The organism is Pseudomonas sp. NY15437, assembly GCF_048068435.1.
Classification (GTDB): Bacteria; Pseudomonadota; Gammaproteobacteria; order Pseudomonadales; family Pseudomonadaceae; genus Pseudomonas; species Pseudomonas nitroreducens_B.
Window position 1 is genome coordinate 71451 of sequence record NZ_JBLUQC010000017.1, and the last position, 22327, is coordinate 93777.

The following is a 22327-nucleotide window of genomic DNA, read 5'->3' on the forward strand; positions in this document are numbered from 1 at the left end:
TCCTCCATGTTGATTTGCCCCTCAGGCCGGGTAGCCGGTGATCTCGCGGATGCTCTGGTACAGCGGCTTGAGCTGGCGGTACATGCGTTGGTAGACCTCGCTGTACAACCGCTCGTAGGTGCGCTGCGCCTCGGGGCGTGGGTGGAAGACGTCGCCCACGCGGGTCATGGCGGCGATGGCGGTGCTGAAGTCGGGGTAGAACCCCAACCCCACCGCGCAATCGATGGCCGCGCCCAGGCCGGACGCCTCGTAGACATGCGGGCGCTCCGCCGGCAGGCCGAAGATGTCGGCGGTGAGCTGCATCGCCGCGTCGCTCTGGGAACCGCCGCCAGCCACGCGCAGGCGCTGGATGCGCGTGCCGGAGCGCTTCTCGATGCGCTCCTTGCCCTGGCGCAGCGCATAGGCCAGGCCTTCGAGGATGGCGCGGTAGAGGTGCGCGCGGGTGTGCACGTCGCCGAAACCGATGATCGAGCCTTTCGCCTCCAGCCCCGGTTCGCGGATGCCGGGCGTCCAGTAGGGCTGCAGCATCAGGCCCATGGAGCCGGCGGGCACGCTGTTGACCAGCTCGTCGAACAGCTTCTCCGGCTCGATGCCCAACTCCTGGGCGCGCTGCATCTCGCGCAGGCCGAACTCGCGCTTGAACCAGCTGACCATCCAGAAGCCGCGGTAGATCATGACTTCGGTGTTGAAGTGATCGGGAATCGCCGCCGGGTACGGCGGGATCAGCGGGATGGTCTCCAGGTAGCGCGAGCGGGTGGTGTTGATGGTCGCGGTGGTGCCATAGGACAGGCACGCCACGCTCGGGTCGATGGCACCGGCGCCGAGCACTTCGCAGGCCTTGTCCGCGCCCGCGGCGATCAGCGGCAGTCCTTCGGGAATGCCGGTCAGGCGGCTGGCCTGGGCGGTGATCTCGCCCAGCGTCTCGCCGGGCTTGAACAGCGCCGGCAGTTGATCGTGGCGGACCTCCAGCGCCTGCCACTTCCAATCGCGCGGTGCGGCCCAGCGCAACTTCTTGTAGTCGAACGGCAGGTAGGCGACGCTGCAGGCCACCGAGTCCACGTAGCGCCCGCACAGGCGCTGGGTGAGGAAGCCGGAGAGCAGCAGCACCTTGTGGGTGCGCTGGTGGATGTCCGGCTGCTGCTGGGCCACCCAGTTCACCTCGGCCTGGGTACGGAAGTAGTCCACAGCGCCCTGCGCGCCCACCAGCTTGAACAGCCAGCCCCAGGGCCCCTTGATCGACTCGCCCAGTTCGGCGCGGCGCTGGTCCAGCCAGATGATGGCCGGGCGCAAGGCCTGGCCGGCTTCGTCGACGTGGATCACGGTGCCTCGCTGGGTGGTCAGCGACACGCCCCGGATACGGCTGCGATCGATATCGACGCTGGCCCACAGGCGCTGGCAGGCCTCGCCCAGTTGCGCCCAGTAATAGTCCGGGTGCTGCTCGGCCCAGCCGGGCTGCGACGAAAAATAGGCTTCCAGCTCGACCTTGCCCTTGCCCACCAGGTTGCCCTGGAGATCGAAGAGCAGCGCGCGCACGCTCTGGGTGCCGTTGTCGATGGCCAGCAGGTAATTGTTGTTATCCATTCTGCTTTCTCGCTTCTAGAAGCTCAGGGCTTGCCGCTCCGCGCTTCCCGCTCAGGCGGGCAGGCTGTAGCAGCGGCGCCACAAGGCCAGGTAGTCCTGTTCTTCGCGTTTCCAGCGCGCGTCGTCCCAGCCCAGGCGTGGCTGGCACAGCGCGCGAATCCGCGGCAATTCATGGGCGCCGCCGTCGGCCAGCAGCAGGCCGATGCGGGTGCGGCGCAACAGCAGGTCGTCCAGGTGCAGCACCAGTTCACCCTCCGCGGCCCAGGCCAGTTCGGCCCAGAGCGAATCGGTGTGGCCGATGCACTCGCAGCCCACGGTCCGCAGCACCCGCGCCAACTCCGGCAGCGCGCGGCCATGGCGACCGCGCAGACGGGCCTGCTGGCAGGGCGTGAGCCCGGGAAGGTCGACGTGGTCGACGGGCGCGAAGACCGCCGCATCGGCTGCGTCCGGCGACCGCTCCAGCATCGGCGCGCAGGCGGCGAGCACTTCCAGCGCCAGCAGGCGGAAGGTGGTGAGCTTGCCGCCGGCCAGGGTCACGCAGCCGGGCTCGACCCACAGCGCATGCTCGCGCTTCTCGTCCGACGGCTTGAGCGAGGGCGCGCCGTCGCTGACCACCGGACGCACGCCGGCCCAGGTGGAGCGCACGTCCGCCGCGCTGATTTGCGCGCTGGGAAACTGCTGCGCGCAGGCGGCCAGCAGGTAATCCACTTCATCGCGGCTGATGGCGGCGTCGTCGTCCAGCGTGTCACGGTGATCGAGGTCGGTGGTGCCGACCACGGTCGCGCCTTCCCACGGGAAGACGAACACCGGGCGCTTGTCCTGCCCGTGCATGAAGCTGAAGGCGTGGGCGACCGGCAGGCGCCACGCCGGAATCAACAGGTGGCTGCCGCGCAGCGGGCGGATGTGCTCGCTGCCGTGCTTGTGCCGCAAGGCATCGGCCCAGGCGCCGGTGGCCAGGGCCACGGCACGGGCGCGGAAGGCGAAACGCGCGCCGCTCTCGCCGTCCTCGGCCACCAGCCCCTGCACACGGCCGTCGCGGCGATCCAGTTCGATCACCTTCAGGCCGTTCAGCGCTTCGCCGCCCTCGGCCCGCGCCTCGCTCAATACGCGCATCACCAGGCGCGCATCGTCGGTCACGGCATCCTCGAAACGGGTGCCGCCCAGCAGGCGATCTTCCCTCAAGCCCGGCGCCAGGTAGCGCAGCGCTTCCAGGCGATAGAACCTGTGGTTGCGCCGCCCCGCCAACGCGTCGTACAGCGACAGCAGCGTGCCGAACACGCGCGGGCCGGGGAAGCCGCCCCGGTAGTGCGGCATGATGAAGCTCAGCGGATCGACCAGCCCCGGCGCCTCGCCGAGCAGGCGCTGGCGCTCGCGCACCGAGTCGCGGGTCAGGCCGAACTGGCCCTTGGCGATGTAGCGCAGGCCGCCGTGGACCATCTTCGAGGAACGGCTGGACGTGCCCCAGGCGAAGTCGCGCTGCTCCACCAGCAGGCAGCGCCAGCCACGCCGCGCGGCCTCGCGCAGGATGCCGGCGCCGGTGATGCCGCCGCCCACCACGATCAGGTCCCAGTCGCGCGCCGCCAGCTCCGGCAACGCCTCGGCGCGCCATGCCGCATTCCAGGCCATGGATTCAGTCCTGCAGCAGGGTGCCGGGGTTCAACCGGCCGGACGGGTCGAAATGCCCGGCCAGCGCCTTGATCGCGGCCATGCCCAGCGGGCCTTTCTCCACCGGCAGGTAGGGCGCGTGGTCCTTGCCAACGCCGTGCTGGTGACTGATGGTGCCGCGGTTGCTGGCGATGGTCTGGCTGGCGGCATGCTTGAGCTTGCGCCAGCGCTCGTATGTCTGGGCATAACTGGCGGCCGGGCGGAACACGTAGGTGGTGTAGATGCTCGAGCCTTCGCCATAGACATGGGACAGGTGGGTGAACACGTGCACGCGCTCGCCCTCGGCGGCCAGGCCGTCGCGCAGGCTGGCTTCGATGCGGTTGAGCAGGTTGTCGACGTTGGACCAGTCGGTGGCGGTTTCCAGGGTGTCGACGACGTAGCCGTTCTCCCACAGCGCCTCGCGCAGGTAGGGGAAGCGGAAGCGGTTCTGCGCCCACTTCTTGCCCAGCAGCGTGCCGGTGAACACGCCGCCAAAGCCTTTGAGAATGCGCCGCGCGGCGCGCAGCGAGGTCGCGTTCTGCGCACGGTCGCCGGTGACGCCGAAGGTCAGCATGCACTTGCCCTCGGCGGCACCGCGCAGCTTCAGGTAGCGCTCCAGCCAGGCGATCTGCCCGGGATGGCCGGCCAGCGCCAGCTGGGTGGTGGTTTCCACGGCGTTGGACAGGCGCAGCATGGACAGCGGCACACGCGCCTGCACCAGGGTGCGGATGCCTTCCAGCGCCTGCTCCCAGGACGGCAGGAACACCGCGTAGAAACGTTCGTCCTCGGCGATGCGCGTCACCCGCACCTTCACTGACGAGAGAATGCCGAAGCGGCCTTCAGAGCCCATCACCACTTCGCGCAGATCGGGGCCGGCAGAAGAGGCCGGGAAGGTCGGGATCTCCAGGCTGCCGGCGAAGGTTTCCAGGGTGCCGCCGGCGAACAGCTGCTCGATGCGCCCGTAGCGCAGCGACTGCTGGCCGCTGGAGCGACTGGCGACCCAGCCGCCGAGGGTGGACAGCTCCCACGATTGCGGGAAGTGGCCGAGGGTGTAGCCACGGGCGCGCAGTTGGCTTTCCACCTGGGGGCCGTTGGCGCCGGGGCCGAAGGTGGCGATCAGGCTCTGCTCGTCCAGCGCCAGCAAGCGGTTCATGTGCTCCAGGGATACGGTGAGCACCGCCTTGTCCGACTCCGGCGGATTGATGTGCCCGGCCACCGAGGTGCCGCCGCCGTAGGGAATCACCAGGCAATCCCAGAGTTCGGCGAACTTCAGCAGCTCGCGAATCTGCTCGGCGGTCTGCGGGTAGGCCACGCCATCGGGGAACACGCCGAACTCGCCTTCGCGCATCGCCAGCCAGTCTGGCAGGCTCTGGCCGCGTGCGTGCAGCAGGCGGTCGCGGGCGTCGCGCACCACCAGCGGATGCTCGGGCAGGCGCGACGCCGGCACCTTGGCCAGCACCTGCTCCAGCGTGGCGTCCGGCAGGGTCCGGCCAGGGCCGACCAGCTCGGCGAGAAAACCGCGTCCGTTGTCGGGCAGTTCCACTACCGTCGTTTCTTCTCCCCAGCCGTTCCAGCGTCGCATGCCCGCTCCTTTTTATCAGGGTCTGTCTTGGCTATTTCGGTGCCGCTTGATGGCTGCCTATACTAGCCAGCCGCCCTGCCCTGTCACTGTCGAATCAAGACAGGCGCAGTTGCCGATCGAGACACCAGAACAAGAACTCACGCCATGCATTCCCTCGGCTATACCTCCGTCCCCGCCCTGCTGAAATACCTGCGCCACGCCGAGTCCCTCGGCATGGACCTGGACGCCGCCCTCCAGGCGGCGGGCCTGGAACGCTCGCAGCTGAGCGATAACAGCCAGCGCCTGCCCAGCGAAGCCCACGAGCGCCTGCTTGAGCACCTGAGCACGCACTCCGGCGATGCGCTGTTCGGCCTGCATGCGGCGCGCTTCGTGCAGCCGGGTTCCTGGAGCGTGCTGGGCTACATCACCATGAACTGCGCCAACCTGGGCGAAGCCATGGGCCGGATCATTCCCTACGAGAAGCTGGTCGGCGACATGGGCGTGAGCCGCCTGGAGCCGGGCGAGGACCACATCAAGCTGATCTGGAACTGCCGCCACGAGGCCGCGCCGATCCGCCGGCACATGGTGGAGAACGTGCTGGCGTCCTGGCTGCTGTACGCCCGCTGGATCGCCGATACCCAGGGCTCGCCGCAGGAGGTCTGGTTCGAACATGCGCAGCCCGACGGCACCGACATCGCCGAGTACGAGCACCTGTTCGGCTGCCCGGTGCGCTTCGAACAACCCTTCAGCGCCCTGCTGGTGCCGCTGCACCTGTTGAGCTACCCGCTGCGCCAGGCCGACGCCAACCTGCTGCGCACCCTGGAAGAACACGCCCTGGCGCTGATGGCCGAACTGGACGACGACGAGCCGCTGCCGCTGCGGGTGAAGAACGCCCTGCGCCTGCTGCTCAAGGACGGCCTGCCGCGCAAGGAACGCGTCGCCGAGCGCTTCGAGATGACCGTGCGCACCTTGCAGCGTCACCTGCAGCAGGCCGGGACCAGCTACCAGCAGATCCTCGACGAACTGCGCCAGGAACTGGCTGAACATTATCTGGTGCACAGCGACCTGCCGATCCAGGACATCGCCCAGTACCTGGGCTTCACCGAGTCGCGCTCGTTCCACCGCAGCTTCAAGGGCTGGACCGACCAGACACCCGGCGAGTACCGCCAGCAGCACAAGAAAACGCCGGTCTGAGACCGGCGTTTTTAGCATCCAGCAAAATCTAGAAAAATCCGAAAACCCTAGAAAACAAAGGCATTACGGCCTACCATTGGTCTCATAACGTCTAGCAAAGACTAGCTGAATCCACCGCCAAAGTGTGGGTCAAGGTGTGGGTTTACCGAAGAGGCAAGGGTATGGGTAAGCTGACGAGCAAGACTGTCGAGTCATTGGCAAGAGCCTCAGTCGCGGGAAAGACCAATGACGGTGATGGGCTCTACTTCCAGGTAGCCAAAGGCGGCTCCTCAAGCTGGATCTTCCGATACAAGCTGAATGGGAAAAGTCGCGAGATGGGGCTTGGCCCCTTCCCCACAGTTTCCCTCAGCCAAGCGCGACTGCTTGCAGGGGAGCAGCGAAAAAATCTCGTCAGTGGTGCCGACCCTCTCGCTAAACGCGATGCCGAAAAGGAGGCGAAACGCGAAGCCGAGCGTGCATCTGCTGCGCAACGCACCACATTCGAAGAGCTTGCAGCCGAGCATCTGAAAGCTCACGGAGAAAACTGGTCGGAGAAATGGCGCACGGGTTGGCTTCGTAAGCTTGAGCTCCATGCCTTCCCTGTCTTAGGCAAGCTCTCCGCGGATGCCGTACAGACCGAGCACGTACTGAAGGTCCTGCGCCCCATCTGGGCATCTAAAACCCGTACTGCAGATGAGATACGCGGCCAGATCGAGCAAATCCTCGATGCCGCGAAAGCGCACGGACTACGTCAGGGAGATAACCCCGCTCGCTGGCGCGGGCACCTTGAAAATCTCCTCAGCAAAGCTGAAAAGAAAAAGGCACGACAGCGGCAGCACTTTCCCGCCATGCACTGGCGTGATCTGCCGGAACTGATAGCCAAGCTCCAGCAGGACTCCAGCCGAGATGCATTAGCTGCTCGCCTGTTGATTATCACGGGCGCAAGATCGCACATGGTGCGACTCGCCCAGTGGAGCGAGTTCGATCTCGAAGAGGGAATATGGACGCTTCCTGCCGAACGCATGAAGATGAAAAAAGCCTTTCTCGTTCCCCTACCTGCGCCGGCCATAGAACTGCTTCAGACGGTGAAGCATACTGACTCGCCGTTCCTCTTCCCCGGGCACGGTAAAAGCGGGGTCATGCACACTAACGCGATCCGCAACCTGCTCCATCGGTTAGGACATGCTGACATCACACGTCACGGATTCCGCTCAACCTTCCGAGATTGGGCAAGTGAATGCACACACTACCCACGAGAAGTTTGCGAGTTTGCTTTAGCACACGATGAGCGAGACCAAACCGAAGCGGCCTACTCGCGCTCGGATTTTCTGGAGAGACGCCGGGCATTGATGAGCGACTGGGCGGCATATTGCATTGCCACAAACGCAACGAGCGACAGTTACTAGGCCTAACGCGCACCAACCACATTAAGTCCATTAATTACAGAGCCCCAACGAGCAGGCCAAAGGGGGGCCTCTCTCACCACCAGTCGGTACTGCAATCCCTTATCGAGCTAAGTAAGCTCGCCGCCCATGACGGCCTTTCATTGCGGCGACGCCTAACAGCTTGGCGCCAGTGCTCCGCCTGCACGCCAGAAGCACCGATGACCGGGCAGACTACATCCGCCACAATCCCAAACTGTTTTCGCGACCTGAATCAACCCGTTCGGACACCAAATGACTCTCTACTGCGATCTACACAGGTAGGACCCGCCCTCGGTGCATACTGTACGTTCCTGGCAACCATGAAGACTGGGCTGGGGATGCAGCGTCTAAGGTCGTGGATAGCCGTCTGTCCTTCCACTGGTAACGCAAATGCCCACGCCAGCAACTCAAAGTTGATAGGCTTTCGTGACCCTAATATTGGAGTTACGCCGTTGGCGAACTGGACCTTATCTGTGAACGGCAAACTCGCTGGCCCGATGGATACCGAAAAGGCGAAGTTGATTGCCAGGGAATCACCAGGCTCCTGGTGCTGGCGGTCTGGCATGTCTGACTGGGAGTTGGTCCACCTTGTGCCTGAAATCCGCCCGGCGAAACGTGACGGTACCCCGCTACCCGCCCCGGCAGCTGAGATGATCTCGGCGAAGCCGTTGTCGTTTCCGGCCGGAGTGGCGCTTGTCCCTACCTATTCCCCTCCTGCATCCGCCCCTGAGCCAACGCCGCCCCCTTCAGTTGCATCCAGCACCGTGGTTCAGGAGTTACCTGGCGGAGGCATGTCCCAAGGCTATGGATCGAATAAGCGTACCGATGGGATCGACTATAAGGTGCACGGAAGCGACCTGCAGTTTGTAGAGGTGGAGCTGGACGAGGGCGAGAGTGCAGTCGCGGAGGCCGGGGCCTTGATGTTCAAGTCTCCCAGCGTCGAGATGACAACGATTTTTGGGGATGGCAGCGATTCGGACAGCGGATTCGTGGGCAAGCTTTTCAGCGCCGGGAAGAGGCTCATCACTGGTGAGGGAATGTTCACCACAGTCTTCACTCAGAAGCGGCCCGGCAAGGGCGTCGTTGCCTTCGCTGCGCCCTTCCCCGGCACAATCCTCGCTCTGGATCTTAAAGCCTTCGGCGGGCGCCTTATCTGCCAGAAGGACAGCTTCCTGGCCGGCTCCAAGGGCGTCTCTATCGGCTTGCACTTCCAGAAGAAGATCCTCACAGGCTTGTTCGGCGGCGAAGGGTTCTGTCTGCAGAAGTTGGAAGGGGATGGTGTGGTGTTCGTCCACATGGGCGGAACCTTACGCAAGATCGAGCTCGCTCCTGGGGAGCAGTTGGACATCGACACGGGCTGTCTTGCTGCTATGACTGCCAGCGTCGACTTTGACATTCGGCCTGCAGGTGGGATCAAAAGCATGCTTTTTGGCGGCGAGGGTATGTTCCTCGGCACTCTTCGCGGGCCGGGAACTGTTTGGATACAGTCACTCCCCTTTAGCCGGCTCGCGAGTCGGTTCCTGGCTGCAGCCCCCAATGGTGGCGGACAGCGCCAAGGTTAAGGCTTCGATGCGGGGAGATTCGCTAGCATCCCAACTCCCGAATATGCCGAGGGCCGGATCTCCCGGCCCTCTTTTCGAAGTTGTCAGCGAAATCAGGATGTTAGCCTTCTGTGCCCCGTGAATCTCATGTCTGACGATGAAGAAATCCTCCGCGGTACCCAAGTACCGCCAATCCCAACTCGACGACAATCGGACCCTTGCCGAGCAAGCCGCGTCATCTAGAGCCAAGCCTGCACGCGAGCCAGCCGCGAGGCCCACTGCCGGACGGGATTCGAAGGTAGTACCGATTCGGCACGCGCCGGCCAAACGGCCTGCCAGCTTCTGGGGAGAAGTACCAGGCTTGAATTCGGAGACGCTGATCGTATTGTTTTGTTGCCTAGGTGCCGGTCTCGTATTTGGGGTCTCGCTCGGCGCCTGGCTGTTTGTCACCGGGGTTACTCTCTGGTGATGCAGAGTTGACCTTTCTCTGATCGCGTAACTCCCGCATTGCGGTTACTGCTACGTCGAAGGCCTGCAGAGCCTGCTTGATGATCTCGGCAACCTGCTCCTCCTGTACCTCACTCAGTTTGCTTTGGTCGGCGCCGTCGCCGATCCAGGCAATGATCTTCTGCTGGCGCTGATCACGGACGGCTTGATCCGGGATCTTCTGTTCGAGGAACGTCAGCCAGTCCAGTTCTCGCTTCTCGTCTCCGTTGCACCGACCACACGCCAAGACGTGGTTGTGCACGCCGTTCTTGCCTCCCAAGGCCGCAGAGATGATGTGGTCGACCTGCCCGTCACGAGCTTCCTTGCTCACCTCGACATCGCAGTAGGCGCAGCGGTTGCTGAAGTGCTTCCAAAGCATCGCAAGTTCATCGGCTGTGGGGTATGGATCGATGATGGCCATCAAGGAGCGACGGATCTGGTTCCTCGCAATCGAGGGGCTGTGTTTGGCCATGGTTTACCCTGCTGCATCACTTACTGGAAATACGCCGAGCAGCACCTGAGCACACCGTGTAGCCGGAGCGCTCAGGACTTTCCGGTCTTAGACGTACTGCTTACTGCCCTTCCGGTCCAGTGGACGTCCCTTGAAGACGTGGGGGCCATCCATAGTCAGATCCAACTGCCCCCCCTTCCAACTGAGCCAGGGAGTGGCTTCACTCCCAGAGCGGGAGGTTGCTCCGCTTGGGCTGATGGTGATCTCGTCCCCGTCAACGACCACAGTACCCAGCACGTAGGTGTAAACCAGGCTGCTGAAGAACCCACCCTTCTTGAATTCGAAGGCACACTCCACGACCTGGTCGCCGTACTCCATTCTCATACGTGGTTTCAGAGAGGAGATGGAAACAGCTCCGTTGTCGACGGCCGAGTAGACGCTGCAAACCAGCGCCACCTTCCCGCCCATGAGCTTGGAGATGGCTGGGTTGATTTCGACTGTCTCGATCCCCGGAGCCGATGCACTCGCGCTTACAACGTCGCCGGTGTGCAGCACATAGGGGTCAGAAGCGAAAGCCCCGCTCTTGTCGGGGGCCTGGATGATGGACATGCGCCCGTCTGGACGAAGGATGCCAATGCGTAGATCTAGGTCGTCGTTGTCGCGGCCGTCACCGTTGTCGATCCAGGTTGCGGAGACCTTGATTGCTTTCGGCGCAGACGGGCCTTTCTCAAGAGACACCTTGTGCGTCGCACCAGGCTTCTCAAGGGTGATTACGGTCTTCGTCAGTTTGACGGGAGAGGCCGGCGGCTGGGCCGCGGCCGGAGGAGGAGCATCATCTACTTCAACTCCGTACATACCGCATAGCCCGGCGAGGCCAGAAGCGAATCCCTGCCAAACCGAGCGCGCTTTCGCCTGTCCGCCCCGCACATAGAGCTCAAGCACGATGATGCCGGTTTCCTGATCGAAAGCACCTGGGATAAGGTCCAGTACCTGATCTCCAGCGATCACGCGTGCCCGTAGATCACGGACTGCTGCAAAGCCGCCCACGGGCCCGTCTTGTGTCAGGGTGATTGCGATCTTAGTGACACCGGTTGGCAGACAGTTCAGGTCGAAGCTGATCGCATGCTTCACCTGCCCAGAATCCCTTGCAGGTTCGATGAACGATGCAGCAGAGGATGGGTGCACCGGTGCATTGAAGAAGACCATCCCTTCGTCGTTCTGGACTTTTCCAGCTTCAGTCACAAGGAAAGCTGTGAGATTCACATCAAGGCCGTCCCCGTCCTTGTGGGTGACCTCTACCTTACCCTGGGTATGAGTGAGTGCAGTGTTTTCGCCGGGTTTGAGTTGTTGCGTCATGTCTTGCCATTTCCTTGGGTTTATACAGAGGCGTCCTGCGCCTGTTCTGGAAAGATTCGGATGCCGATGGAATCTGAATCTCGTGGCTGAAGTGTAACGGCCGATTCGGCGAATTTACGTCTGTTGGGGCCAGGGATTCCAGACCAGGTGTTTCGGCCGGGTGATGCGCTACCGCCCGTTATCATTCCCGGCTTCAATCATGAACCCACCGAATTTCCTGGAAATTCAGATCAGGCTCGAAGTCCACGGAGAACGGTCCATGAAGCACCACCAAGCTGTGTTCCACATGCAAGGGAACGACGTCGGCCACCTCAGCGCCACGGGCTTGGATTGGTTGAGTGAAGTTGGCCGAGTTCATGGCACCACCCACGTACACAGCCACGTCTTCCCTCAGCTTGGGAGCATGATGTCTGCATGGCGCGGCGAAGACCTGGTGGCCTATTTCATCCGGGTCGGGGAATCTGCAGGACGTGTTGATCTTCACTGCGTGCAGATCGCTGGTGATATGGCCCACGGGATGGACCTACAGCTTCACCAATCCCCTGACGATGCTCTGTCCTCGGGCCTGGCGTGGATGCTGGAGATCAGCGATACCCTGCCCTGCCTCGCTCTTGATGGGATGGAAAATGAAGCCGGAGACCTCGTCAGGTTATGCTGGGATCGTGAGGGAAGGCTGGTCGGCTACTTCGCTACGCTCCAGGACCCTCTTGGCTGGACTTACCTTACCCAACGGGTCATTCAGCAAGCCATTGATGTTCCAGCCGCTGCCGCATAGGTTCTGGCACGTGCATCCAGGAGCTATGGTCGAAGCCTCACCACCTTTCAGGTCACACCTATGAGCGCTGCAGCACATGCACTGGACCACCGCAAAAGCCGTATCAGCCAAATCGCCGCCAAGATTGTGGAATCGCGAGTTGCCCGTGGAGAGATTAATCCGGGCTGTCACGCGGCGATGGATGCCGCCTGCCACGAGGCGGTGCTCGACGCGAAACAGCTGTATGACGCCGCGGTTGAGTTCGTGAGCTGATCAGAGGAAGCCCGCGGACTACCGATGGCTTCCATCCCGAATCGCTGGCGTTGGCGGTTTAATTGCAGTTCCGCGGCGGGACAGAGTCGAAGTCTTTGAGCTTCGCCCATCCGAAGATCTTGCCTGCCGCCTGATCAGGTTCAGGCAAATCGTAATCTGGCGTCGTAACCAGCTGGATGTACCCGTTCGCCTCTGCCCCAACCGTGAACGAACTGAAGGTCTTCAGTAAGGAATTAGTGCCTTCGCCATCTGGCTGGCTGAGGATGACGATCTGCTGTTTGAACTGCAGGTTGCCGTCAGGCCCGACGGTGTTCTTGGGGTACACGCACTGACCGATATTGCTTGCGGCAAAAGCCATGCTCGATCCGAGAGTAGACAGTGCCAGGGCCAGAATCAGCTTCTTCATTGATCGTTCCTTGATGATGAATGTTGGTGCCTCCAAGGTTATCATTCAGGTGGCACATTGGGGTTGAGTTGCCATCATCGGAACGGATCAGTGGTGCCCTGGAACATCGGCTCAGCTTCAATAATCTCGGCTGTCCATTTTCCCACTCTCGGTCTGCTCATGATGGATTTTGATGACCACGACATTCCTGACGCAGCCTTCACAGAGGACGAATTGGAGGCAGGCGTTCAGCATCTCGTCCGCGGCGCAAAGATGCCCTCTGCGTCATGGGCTTCATCTGAGCCGACATCTTTCCAGGTACCCAACATGTCCTGGCACAGGTATCACGGAGCAGCCAGAGATGACCGGTACCGCACCTACAGACTGGGCATCACTGAGAAATGTGACTTCGACGAAGACCTCTTTCTCACAGAGTTTGACCTCAGCCTCCGCTTGGGCGGCTTTGGGGAGATCCGGTACCTGGTTGAGCTTTTTTACACCAAGTCCGGTATTTCCCCTGATTTTGGGTGGAGCTTCCTCACTGAGGTGTTGACCCTGACACCAGAGCAGCGGAAGCAATTGCAGCTCAATCTGAAAGTGCAGCTGGATCTGCACTACGAACGTCGTCAGATGATCGAGCAGGTGGAGTGGGAGTCGAGAGTCTCCGTCCTCCGAGAGGCGCGAGCCCTTCTCGCTGAGCAGATACACCTCGATGAAACCTAACTTCTCAATGCTAACTTAGGATTGCTGGGCCTGATGCACGACTCCCATTTCGATGACCTTCTTCTCCAGGTGGAGCACTACAGCCGCTACCCGAACCTGTTGCCGTGGGTTGGAAGCGGGTACCGCGCGTCCCCACTGAAACTGCTGATCCTTGGGGAGAGCCATTACCTTCTGGAGGAAGTGACCTATCACCATGACCCAGAGGCCTGGTACGCGGGGTCTATCTGCCGGCGGATAACTCTGTCGCGTGGATGCTAACCCGTGGGGTCGTTGCGAAAGGCTTGGAGACCAACTGGAAGGGCAAATCCAAGACCATCTTCCGCCGCCTTTCGGTTTCCCTCGCCGAAGCCGGGTTCTCGAACGGTGCTGCTCCCTTCTCCAGATTGGCCTACATGAACTACTTCCAGAGGCCCGCTGAGGTAACCGGTAAGTCGATCCGCGTTTCGGACCTGCACCGAATGGTGAGCGCACAGGTACTGGAGGAAGTTGCTCAGGTCTTTCAGCCTCACGCAATTTTGTTCTGCACCAAGCTTGCCTGGAATGCTGCCGCTTCGCAGGAACTCATCACGTCACTCAGGGTTGCTGGCCGGGTCGTTGACCACACTCCCCACCCTGCCTCGCCATGGTGGTACAGGACTGCCCGTAAGCTCCAGGGACGCAGCGGGCATGATGTTTTCCTCGAGATACTTCGGGAAGCATCCCAACAAGGGGGATAGGGCCGGCATGAGCACTACCTGCCCAGTGGTGAGGCGCGGGATTATCCCCGCGCAGCGATACCCCAGACCTGCATAACATCGGATGCCCGCTCCCTGAGAAGCTCTGCCGCCCCCGCACATGCGTCCTCAAGCGTCATTGGGCCAGAGGTGATGGAGAAGGCCGCGGCGATACCAACCTCTCGCAGTCGCTGGTAACCCTTCCCGAGTGTCCCGGCGATCGCCACAGTGGGCACGCCGGCGGCAGATGCCACGGCGGCCACACCGGCCGGCGTTTTCCCATGCAGCGTCTGCTCGTCGAGCTTGCCCTCCCCCGTGATCACCAAGTCTGCTCCTTGAACGGCCTGACTTAACCCGGAAAGGTCCGCAACCAGCTGCACGCCTGGGAGGAACTCTGCGCTCAGGAACGCTCGTGCCGCGAACCCGATGCCACCTGCAGCGCCAGCGCCCGGAAAATCACGTACGTCCTTCCCGAGTAATTCAGCAGTCAGATCGGCATAGGCACCCAATGCCTTGTCCAGCAGTAGGACCTGGTCTGGAGAGGCACCTTTCTGGGGGCCGAAGACGTGGGATGCACCCTTGGGGCCTGTCAGGGGGTTGTCGACATCGCAGGCAACATCAAAGCGGATTTTGTGTAGCCTTTTGTCCATCGGGCTCAGATCGATCTGCCCCAACGATTGCAGCGCCAGGCCACCCTCCTCGATCTCCTCTCCGGAGGCGCTCAGGAATCTGGCACCAAGCGCTCGCAGCATTCCGGTACCGCCATCGTTGGTTGCGCTACCGCCGAAGCCCATGATGATTCGCTGCGCCCCTGCGTCCAGGGCCTGCAGAACCAGCTGGCCGGTGCCGTAGGTTGAGGCACTAGTTGCATCTCGCTGGGCCGCGGGCACCAGATGAAGACCGCTCGCCGCGGCCATCTCAATCACTGCGGTCTTGGTTTCCTGCAGCCAGCCCCAAGTAGCACTGACTTCGGCCCCGAGCGGACCACGGACCGTGTTGGTCCGGCGTTCTCCGCCAGTAGCTGCCAGTACCGCGTCGACCGTGCCCTCACCGCCATCGGCCATTGGAACGCAGACGATTTCTGCATCAGGGATGGCGTCACGGACGCCGGCGGCGATGGCTTCGGCAACCAGTTCCGCCGACAGGCTCTCTTTGAAGGAATCAGGCGCGATCACGACTTTCATGCGGGTCTCCTTGGGCTACATGCCCTTTCTTGTTGGGGAGATTCTTCCGCTGAAAGTCGAAGTCGAGTATGTGGGAAGTACGAAAATGGAGAGGTGCTTTTGTGCGTTTGCACAAAGGAGTTGGAATACCCTACACCTTGGCCAGGGTCATGCTGAGGTACAGTTCTGCCGCTCCTTTCGGGGAGGAAAGATCGATGCCGGTGATCTCCGAGACGCGCTGCAGTCGGTACCGGAGCGTGTTCCGGTGGATATTTAGGGCATCCGCACAGGCCTGGACGTCGCCGCCGTGGTCGAACCACGCTTGCAGGGTTTTGCTCAGCTGGTTGTTGGATTCATCGTTCTGCAGAGCCTCGTATGGCTTGGCCAGCTCTCTGAACCCGGCTTCTGAACGGAATCTCCATGCCGCGACCGGAATTCTGTGAGCGGTCAACTGAAGCCACCGATCGCCAGGCAGCTTCTCCTGGGCGTAGGCAGCGAGATCGGAGAGCTGCAGCACCTCCTTGTGAAGGTGTCGTGCCTCGATCGTGGGATTTCCAACCATGATCCTGGCGGTCTTTCTGCCGGCGGTGTCCAGCTGCTCCAATAGGGCGGGCTGAACCGGGCGCGGAGTGCACCACACAAGGCTGGTCTCGTGCAGGCTGACGCACCAGGTGTCATGCCCCTGCCTGTTGAGCCATTGCTTCGTCTGCTCAAGCTCATCCGGTGCACTCAAATCGAAAATTACGGCGGTGCGGGCGAGGTCCGGTTTCAAACCCAGCCGATGTGCCTCCGCCAGTACCCGCAGGGATGGGCGGCCTTTGAGAAGGAGGCTGGCAAGCACACCCTCCCTCCTCTCCTGAATCCAGATCCGGTGCTTCTGATCGCTCCGCTGTGCGACCAGCATCTCTGCGGTCATCTTGACCAGCTCGGCATGGACCCTGACGTCATCAGGCGCTCCAGAAACGCCGATGACGCCAATTACCTGGTCATCCAGGCAGAGAGGTAGGTTCACCCCTTCCTGCACGCCCCTGAGCGAGCTAGCAGCTGCACTGTCGATCTCAACGGCCCGGCTATTTGCCAACACCAGCTGCGCGCCCTCATGGCGCGTGTAGAGCCGCTCAGCCTCCCCCGTGCCGATGATCAGGCCTTGGCTGTCCATCACGTTCACGTTGCATCTCAGGACGCTCATCGCCCGGTCAGCTATTTCCTGTGCAAGTTGATGGTCAAGATCGAACATGGGGTTAGCCCACTGGAGTTTCGGGCCAGTGTACCGAGGGTGAGGGTTGTCACCACCCCCTAGAGCGATTTTCACCAGCCCCCGGATGATCGAGCGCTCACGAAATTCCGGTCCCGGCAGGTGACGGCCGCAATGGCCGATGACGATTCTCTTCTCCTCTGCCACCCATTCGAGATGGATGCGCAAAGTCGTAACCCAAGAGCCTGTCCAGCCGTTCTTCAGGTGCTTAACCGCTCCGTCGGAAGCACCAGAGGCACTGTAGAGGAGGCCACTAGCTGCTAGGGCCTGAAAGCAGCCCGGGACTCCGGGCTGCAGCAGGTGGATCAGTTCGTATCGATTTCGTACGAGCGGCTCACGAAGATCGAGGCGAACAGGGTTTTGCCTTCACTGAACTTGTATTCCTCCTCGAACTTGCCGTCGTCGACGAGCTTCTGAGCGATTGCGCATTCGCTATCGCTGTGCCCTTTCGCCTTGGCACCGAAGTCGCTCTGCCAGGTGGACAGACCAACCTCTTGGCAGAATGCATCGAACTTGGCTTTGGCTGCCTTGGCCTGGAATGCGCCGAAGGCATCCTTCAGCGGGCTGAAGCCCTTGTAGGTCACCGAGTAGTTCTCCGCCTTGGCTTTCCGCGCAAACCCGCTGGCTGCGTCGGCGAGGACGGAGAGGCCTGTGGAGTTGCTATACGCAGACACAACGAAGCTGCTCAGTGCGTTCTTCAGCAGGTCCTGTACGTCGTCAAGCTCGGGGAGCGAGGCAAAATCAGCCTGGCGGACGATCTGGCCAACCTCGCTGCCGTCGTTCCGATGGGTCACCACGAACTTCATGGAGCCCTCACCGTCGTCTGAGCGTTTGATGGTGAAGTCGAGATCGACCTTGGTGCCGAAGTCCCCGGTTGCCCCCACGATGAACGCCCCGGTAACCGGGCTGCGCACGGCCATGTTGGTGCCCCAGGAATAGGGCAGCTTCACCTCGCTGCTCGCACTGTCAGCTGCTTCCCATTCGTTGTCAGCGGTCAGGTCACCAACCAGAACAACTTCGGCGCCTTTACGCGAGATGAAGGGGTTGGCCATCTCCATTCCCAGCAATTGGACGTGGATCTCGCCGTCTTTGCTGTCGCCGGAGTGGCTTATCTTCAGCTCGTCAGCCTTCATGTAGATGCCGCCGGCGTTGCGGCCGGCAGTGGAGGTAACCTGGTATTTGGCCCATCCCAGCATGCCTTCATCGCTTGAACGGCCGCTTGCCGACTCGAAGAGCCCGCGCAGGCCTTGCAGGAACTGCTCAGCTCCGTTGGTTTGGGCGGCAGCAAGACGAATTTCGGGGTTCTTGACGGTCAGGTTGCCGGAGAAGACCGAGTACGAGACATCCCCCTCAGAGAGCACATCCTGGAGGAAGTACCGCTCCTTGAAGCTGTCGTAGTAGCTCAGCGCAGACTTCTTGCCCGAGCTGGAGATCATTGCGGTCACGCCGCCGACCACCACCACCGCCGCTGCGATGGAAGCGATCAGGATGTGCTTCTTGTTCATCGATTTAGTCATGGTGATGCCTTATTGAATCTGGGCGGAAGCGTTCTTCCAGGCCTGGATGAAGGACTGCGATGATTCCGGGGTCCAACTGAAATCAATACCGGAATCGGCACCGAATTCACGGGCCAGAACCGCGCCGAAGGAAACCTTGTCCGCGCAGTGGTCCTGCTTGCACGCCTCGGGAGCAAACGGCAGGTTGCCACGGAAGGTTGGGATGGCGCGGCCGTCGTCGAATGGCAGGAAGGGCGTGACGTTCGCAACCGGCACCACGTACCACTCCTTCTCGAACTCCTGATTCGAGATCAGGCGGCCTTTGGCAGGGAAATCGATGTCGTAGAAGTCGCCGGACTTGCCAGTGACGTGGACCATCATCAGGTCGGTACGCTTGGAGGAGTTCGGGTCCTGTAGCGCCAGCGGCGAGCCAAAGCTAACTTGGATGCCTGCCATTTTCGCGAGGGCTTCGGTTTCCCGGCCTTCGTAGTCCTTCATGCCTGCCTTGAGCTGCTCGTAGCGGGCCAGAACTCGGGTATGGAGTTCGGCCATTTGTTCCTGGCGGCGACGCTCTTCACGCAGGCGTTGCTGTTCGCGCTGCATGGCCCAGTTGGAGCCTTCCTTGACGTCGAAGTAGAACTGACCGCGATTCTCCCCGAGGCGACTGCGAACAATCTTGCCCTTGTCATCACCCCAGCCGGATGCCGGGTACAGATCGCTGAGGGTCTTCGCCACGTAGAAGTTCTGCACCTCCACGGTCGAGGGCGAGGTCGCCTTGATCAGTTGGAAGACCTCTGTCGCCGCTTTTTTGTACTCCACGGCATCAAGGGCAAACGACTCATCAGGGGTCGTCACAACGTAGTAAGGCTCGCTATTGAACGGCCCGAGGACGCGGTAACTGCCACGTTGGAATGCCAGATAGACCTTCATCTGCCGGTCAGGGACTTCGCCGACCAAAAACAGCGCCTGATCGGCGTTCACACTCAGGAATGAGAGTGCTTTGCCTTTCACGGCCTCTTCCAGTCCCTTGTTGAACATCAGACCGCTTGGATGGACGAAGATCTTCTGCCACGAATCGCCACGGTAACTTCCTGGGATCTTCCATGTCAGCTTGTCGAAGGAGCCCTGAGCGAATCCCGAGGCAGGGCAAGGCATGGCCGGGGCCGAGCCGAACGCCAGGCCAACTTCACCCTCTACTGCATTCTTGCTCATCACCCATTTGCAGCCGGCGTCGTCTGCGACCTCGACCAATTGGGGATGACCAACCACGATCGCACGACCAAAGTCGGAAGTCGGAGATGCAGATACTGCTGTGGGGGCGGCAGGTGCCGGGGCAGGTGCGGCCGGAGTTTCTGCCTTGGTTTCAGCGACTGCAGGCTGGCTGGGCATACGTGCTTCGGCCTTGGTTGCCGGAGCAGGCGAAGGTTGCGCCGGCGCGGAGGTAACAGCCGGCAGTGCTGCCGGTTGTGCCGGCGTTTGAACAGTTTCTGCGGCAACGGTGGGAGCTGGGGCTGTTTCGGGTGCCGGTGACGGAGTTGGCGCAGCCACCGGAGTAGCAGGTGCTGAACTCGGCGCCTGGACGGGAGACGGTGCTGGATCTGTATGACCAACGGCGAGAGTCACAAGACCCAGGTTGGATGCAGTACCCGAGCCGCTGGCATACAGATTGCCGCTGGCATCAACAGCTTTCCAGGTCACCTTTGCCGTCGGGCAGTCTTTGCCGAGTACGAACGGCAGCTTGGAGACCAAGCCGGCCAACAGCTCCTTGTTATCCCAGGCAGGACGACTGATGGTCATTTCCAGATCGGGCTTGCACCAGTTGCTTGCGTCTCCCGGTACTTCAACTTTGATGTTGTCTTTCTTCGAGTAGGCCAGCTCGTGGGCAAGTGCTTGTTGCGACGCGAGGCCGCCGCAAGCACTGATCACTGCCAGCGCGATTGCGCGCTTTTTCATGGTTGTCCTTAGATCAGTTCCCAGGTGCCGTTCGCTTGTTTGCAGAAGGTGTTCTGCTGCTCGGACTGGCCCTTATCCGATTTGAGGCTCACGGTCACCGGGCGGCACGAGGTCTCGACCGCGACTTGCTCGGTCGGTAGGGACTGGATGGAGTCCAGATCGAACGCCTTGGTTTCCTTGTTCGCGGAGACGTTCATTTCGTCCAGGTTCACGGCGGGGGAACTGGCCTTCGCCACAACCTGAGACTTTGGTTGGACGTAGTCTTTGTGAACGTAACCAACGGTCACGCCTTTACGGCCAACCAGAATCCAGTCGCCGGTGGAGCCGACGGCGGTGAATTCGGTATTGGTGGGAAGACCACCGACCTTGTCGGCTTTCTGATTGGGTGCGGCGCGGACATTCAGGCTAGCCGTGCTGACGTACTGTTCGTTGATCAGCTTCATGCTGGGCACGGCCTGGATCTTCGGTGCGCGCTTCACCTCAACGGGCTTGGTCTGGGTGAACTCCTTGCCGGGAGTGATCTGTGCGGTGGCACCGGAGTGGTCGGAGGCCCAGGTTACCGGCTGAGCTGAAGCGGTGACAGGCTGGCTCAATACTTCCTGGGTACGCAAAGCGAGTGCTTGCTGATCCCTTTCATCCAGCATGTTGCCGATGCGGTTGCCGATGTACCCGCCGATGCCGGCAGCGATCAGCGTCGCAGCAATTTTGCCATTGCCTTTGCCCATGGTTGCGCCGACGGCTGCACCAGCCAGGCCGCCAATGATGGTGCCGGCCTGCTCCTTGTTGATGCCCATTTCGGCACAGCCTGTAGCTGAGGCTGCGATGGCTACTGCCAGAATCGATGCGACGAACTTCTTACGCACGATGGATCACTCCCGTGTGGTGGTATTACTCTGCTTTCAGCAGAGGTTTGGTCAGGTTGTAGAGAATGGCCTCAGCTGACATCGCCCAATGGAAGATGCCGGCCATGATCGTTGGGCCTTTCTCGATACTTCTGAATGCCGTCCGGTACCCGTCCGACTTGATGATTGCGTTCCCCGAGAACAGGGGAACCGCGATGATGAGGAGGACAGCTGTGGCTCGAACCATGCGGCGGCGCCCTTGCACCAGCCCGCCGCGTTCAGCTGCGGAAATCACCAGCCCTACGATGTTGAGCGCACCCATGAACAGCCCGCTTATCAGCGACCAGGGAACGAACCACATGTGCTTCAGGACGGTGATGCCTTGCTCACCCTGGATATCGGTGTGGGCGACATCAAAGGCCATGTTGGCGGCGATGCCCGGCAGATATCTGTCGAACTGAGCTCGGCTGGCGAGAACGTCCATATCCTTCACGTAGAGAGGGCCTAGCGCTTCCTTCGCCATGTAGCGGACTTCTGGGGTATTGGAGATTCTTTCTCTGGATCGCAGGCCGGGTTTGATCGATAGGGCAAGATCACGGACGGTTGGTTTGTATCCCAACGCGTCATTGGGCTTGGGCCATGCGATGGGTTTCCACTCGTAGCCAGGAACGCGGGTAGCTCGGAACGCCTCCAGCTTTGCGTACTCCCTGATTACGTCTTCTGTGACTGGGACCACCTCTTCCTGGAGGCGCTCGTACAGCGAATCCGCATTCCTGCGCGTGTAACCGCGGAACACCACCGCCGCGAAGCCTTGGAAGTTGCGATCAATCTGCTCCACATAGGAGCCCTGCAAACTCATCAGGACGCCGATATTGGCGAGGAATGCTTTGCCTTCACCCGCATTTCTGTATGTGCTGTAGGGGACGCCGGGGATTTGCAGAGAGTCGTAGAGCAGGCCCTTTTTCGTGACGTAGGCGTACAGGCTGTATACCCGAAGGGTCGACGGGAATTTCTCAGCAATCAGGTCGGGAGCTTCGCCCTGAACCACCCATGTGATCGGGCCTACAAGCAAGGTGCTTGCGACGATTGACCAGGCAATGTACTGCGTGCCGCCCCACCGGCGGTGCGCCCAAATGCATACCCGCCAGCCGAACAGACAAACGCTCACCGCGGCCAGGATCTGGCTGTAAATCTCTAGGGATTGGAGCTGCTTGAGGGGGACATCGGCGCCGGCCAGATTCAGGAGTTCGGCGTTGAAAATGAGGCCGCAGATCAGACAGATCGCGTTGAGAACAACGAGAGCAACGAGAAGCATCCAACGGGTCCTTGTCAGAAATCGGAACCAGCAGCCAAAAAACCTTCGATCCAGGAGGAGGCCACTATCTTGCTAGTGGCATTTTGCCTGCTTGTTCGAAAGCTTGCTACCAATAATTGACGCCAGAAAATCTGCGACCTCCCGACATTCTCCAAGCCTAACGATGGGGTTCTGATCTTCAAGTGAAGACACACCCACGATTTCCCGGTGTGCTTTCACTGGCTTTTTTGAGCGTTCG

The 22327-nt window shown here is 61.3% G+C and carries 18 protein-coding genes; 6 read left to right on the top strand and 12 right to left on the bottom strand.

What is annotated here, in order from left to right:
* Positions 1–21: 21 nt before the first annotated feature.
* Genes ACNFIA_RS27860 through ACNFIA_RS27870 form a run of 3 tightly spaced genes read right to left on the bottom strand, consistent with a single transcriptional unit; the run spans position 22 to position 4807 of the window.
* Positions 22–1581: an FGGY-family carbohydrate kinase gene (locus ACNFIA_RS27860; protein ID WP_416790235.1), complete on the bottom strand. Its 1560-nt coding sequence runs from the start codon at positions 1579–1581 to the stop codon at positions 22–24.
* A gap of 51 nt (positions 1582–1632) precedes the next feature.
* Positions 1633–3207: a glycerol-3-phosphate dehydrogenase/oxidase gene (locus tag ACNFIA_RS27865; protein WP_416790237.1), complete on the bottom strand. Its 1575-nt coding sequence runs from the start codon at positions 3205–3207 to the stop codon at positions 1633–1635.
* Between the two features lie 4 nt (positions 3208–3211).
* Positions 3212–4807 (bottom strand): FAD-binding oxidoreductase, encoded by a 1596-nt coding sequence (locus tag ACNFIA_RS27870; RefSeq protein ID WP_416790238.1) that lies wholly within the window; start codon positions 4805–4807, stop codon positions 3212–3214.
* Between the two features lie 144 nt (positions 4808–4951).
* Between ACNFIA_RS27870 and ACNFIA_RS27875 the strand changes: the two genes are divergently transcribed.
* The 3 genes from ACNFIA_RS27875 to ACNFIA_RS27885 all read left to right on the top strand — a co-directional run bounded on the left by ACNFIA_RS27875 (position 4952) and on the right by ACNFIA_RS27885 (position 8945).
* Positions 4952–5980: an AraC family transcriptional regulator gene (locus tag ACNFIA_RS27875; protein ID WP_416790239.1), complete on the top strand. Its 1029-nt coding sequence runs from the start codon at positions 4952–4954 to the stop codon at positions 5978–5980.
* Between the two features lie 161 nt (positions 5981–6141).
* A complete protein-coding gene (locus ACNFIA_RS27880; protein WP_416790240.1) occupies positions 6142–7365 on the top strand; it encodes a tyrosine-type recombinase/integrase in 1224 nt (407 codons plus the stop codon).
* Between the two features lie 470 nt (positions 7366–7835).
* Positions 7836–8945: an AIM24 family protein gene (locus ACNFIA_RS27885; RefSeq protein ID WP_416790242.1), complete on the top strand. Its 1110-nt coding sequence runs from the start codon at positions 7836–7838 to the stop codon at positions 8943–8945.
* 376 nt (positions 8946–9321) lie between these two features.
* Here ACNFIA_RS27885 and ACNFIA_RS27890 read toward each other — a convergent pair whose 3' ends face one another.
* Positions 9322–9882, bottom strand: coding sequence for an HNH endonuclease (locus tag ACNFIA_RS27890; protein WP_416790243.1), 561 nt, complete (start codon positions 9880–9882; stop codon positions 9322–9324).
* Between the two features lie 87 nt (positions 9883–9969).
* Positions 9970–11217 carry a TerD family protein gene (locus tag ACNFIA_RS27895; protein WP_065084876.1) on the bottom strand — a complete coding sequence of 416 codons (1248 nt, stop codon included), beginning with the start codon at positions 11215–11217 and terminating at the stop codon, positions 9970–9972.
* A 259-nt stretch (positions 11218–11476) separates the two neighbouring features.
* Here ACNFIA_RS27895 and ACNFIA_RS27900 point away from each other — a divergent pair, with 259 nt between their 5' ends.
* Both ACNFIA_RS27900 and ACNFIA_RS27905 read left to right on the top strand, forming a co-directional pair.
* Positions 11477–11992 (top strand): hypothetical protein, encoded by a 516-nt coding sequence (locus tag ACNFIA_RS27900; protein ID WP_065084875.1) that lies wholly within the window; start codon positions 11477–11479, stop codon positions 11990–11992.
* A 60-nt stretch (positions 11993–12052) separates the two neighbouring features.
* Positions 12053–12244, top strand: a complete 192-nt coding sequence (locus ACNFIA_RS27905) for a hypothetical protein (protein WP_065084874.1) — start codon at positions 12053–12055, stop codon at positions 12242–12244.
* Between the two features lie 58 nt (positions 12245–12302).
* Here the strand turns inward: ACNFIA_RS27905 and ACNFIA_RS27910 are convergent, their stop codons facing one another.
* Positions 12303–12650 carry a hypothetical protein gene (locus tag ACNFIA_RS27910; RefSeq protein ID WP_065084873.1) on the bottom strand — a complete coding sequence of 116 codons (348 nt, stop codon included), beginning with the start codon at positions 12648–12650 and terminating at the stop codon, positions 12303–12305.
* A gap of 93 nt (positions 12651–12743) precedes the next feature.
* Here ACNFIA_RS27910 and ACNFIA_RS27915 point away from each other — a divergent pair, with 93 nt between their 5' ends.
* Positions 12744–13352, top strand: a complete 609-nt coding sequence (locus ACNFIA_RS27915) for a hypothetical protein (RefSeq protein WP_416790246.1) — start codon at positions 12744–12746, stop codon at positions 13350–13352.
* Between the two features lie 757 nt (positions 13353–14109).
* Here ACNFIA_RS27915 and ACNFIA_RS27920 read toward each other — a convergent pair.
* From ACNFIA_RS27920 to ACNFIA_RS27945, 6 genes are all read right to left on the bottom strand, one after another.
* Positions 14110–15249 (bottom strand): glycerate kinase, encoded by a 1140-nt coding sequence (locus ACNFIA_RS27920; protein WP_416790247.1) that lies wholly within the window; start codon positions 15247–15249, stop codon positions 14110–14112.
* Positions 15250–15379: 130 nt separating this feature from the next.
* Positions 15380–16465, bottom strand: a complete 1086-nt coding sequence (locus ACNFIA_RS27925) for a sugar diacid recognition domain-containing protein (protein ID WP_416790249.1) — start codon at positions 16463–16465, stop codon at positions 15380–15382.
* 323 nt (positions 16466–16788) lie between these two features.
* Positions 16789–18000 (bottom strand): hypothetical protein, encoded by a 1212-nt coding sequence (locus tag ACNFIA_RS27930; protein ID WP_416790250.1) that lies wholly within the window; start codon positions 17998–18000, stop codon positions 16789–16791.
* Between the two features lie 9 nt (positions 18001–18009).
* A complete protein-coding gene (locus ACNFIA_RS27935) occupies positions 18010–19932 on the bottom strand; it encodes a hypothetical protein (RefSeq protein WP_416790251.1) in 1923 nt (640 codons plus the stop codon).
* Positions 19933–19940: 8 nt separating this feature from the next.
* The gene (locus tag ACNFIA_RS27940) at positions 19941–20795 is read right to left on the bottom strand and encodes an SH3 domain-containing protein (RefSeq protein WP_065084865.1); all 855 of its coding nucleotides are present in this window, start codon (positions 20793–20795) and stop codon (positions 19941–19943) included.
* 25 nt (positions 20796–20820) lie between these two features.
* Positions 20821–22089 carry a hypothetical protein gene (locus ACNFIA_RS27945; RefSeq protein WP_416790252.1) on the bottom strand — a complete coding sequence of 423 codons (1269 nt, stop codon included), beginning with the start codon at positions 22087–22089 and terminating at the stop codon, positions 20821–20823.
* Positions 22090–22327 lie beyond the last annotated feature (238 nt).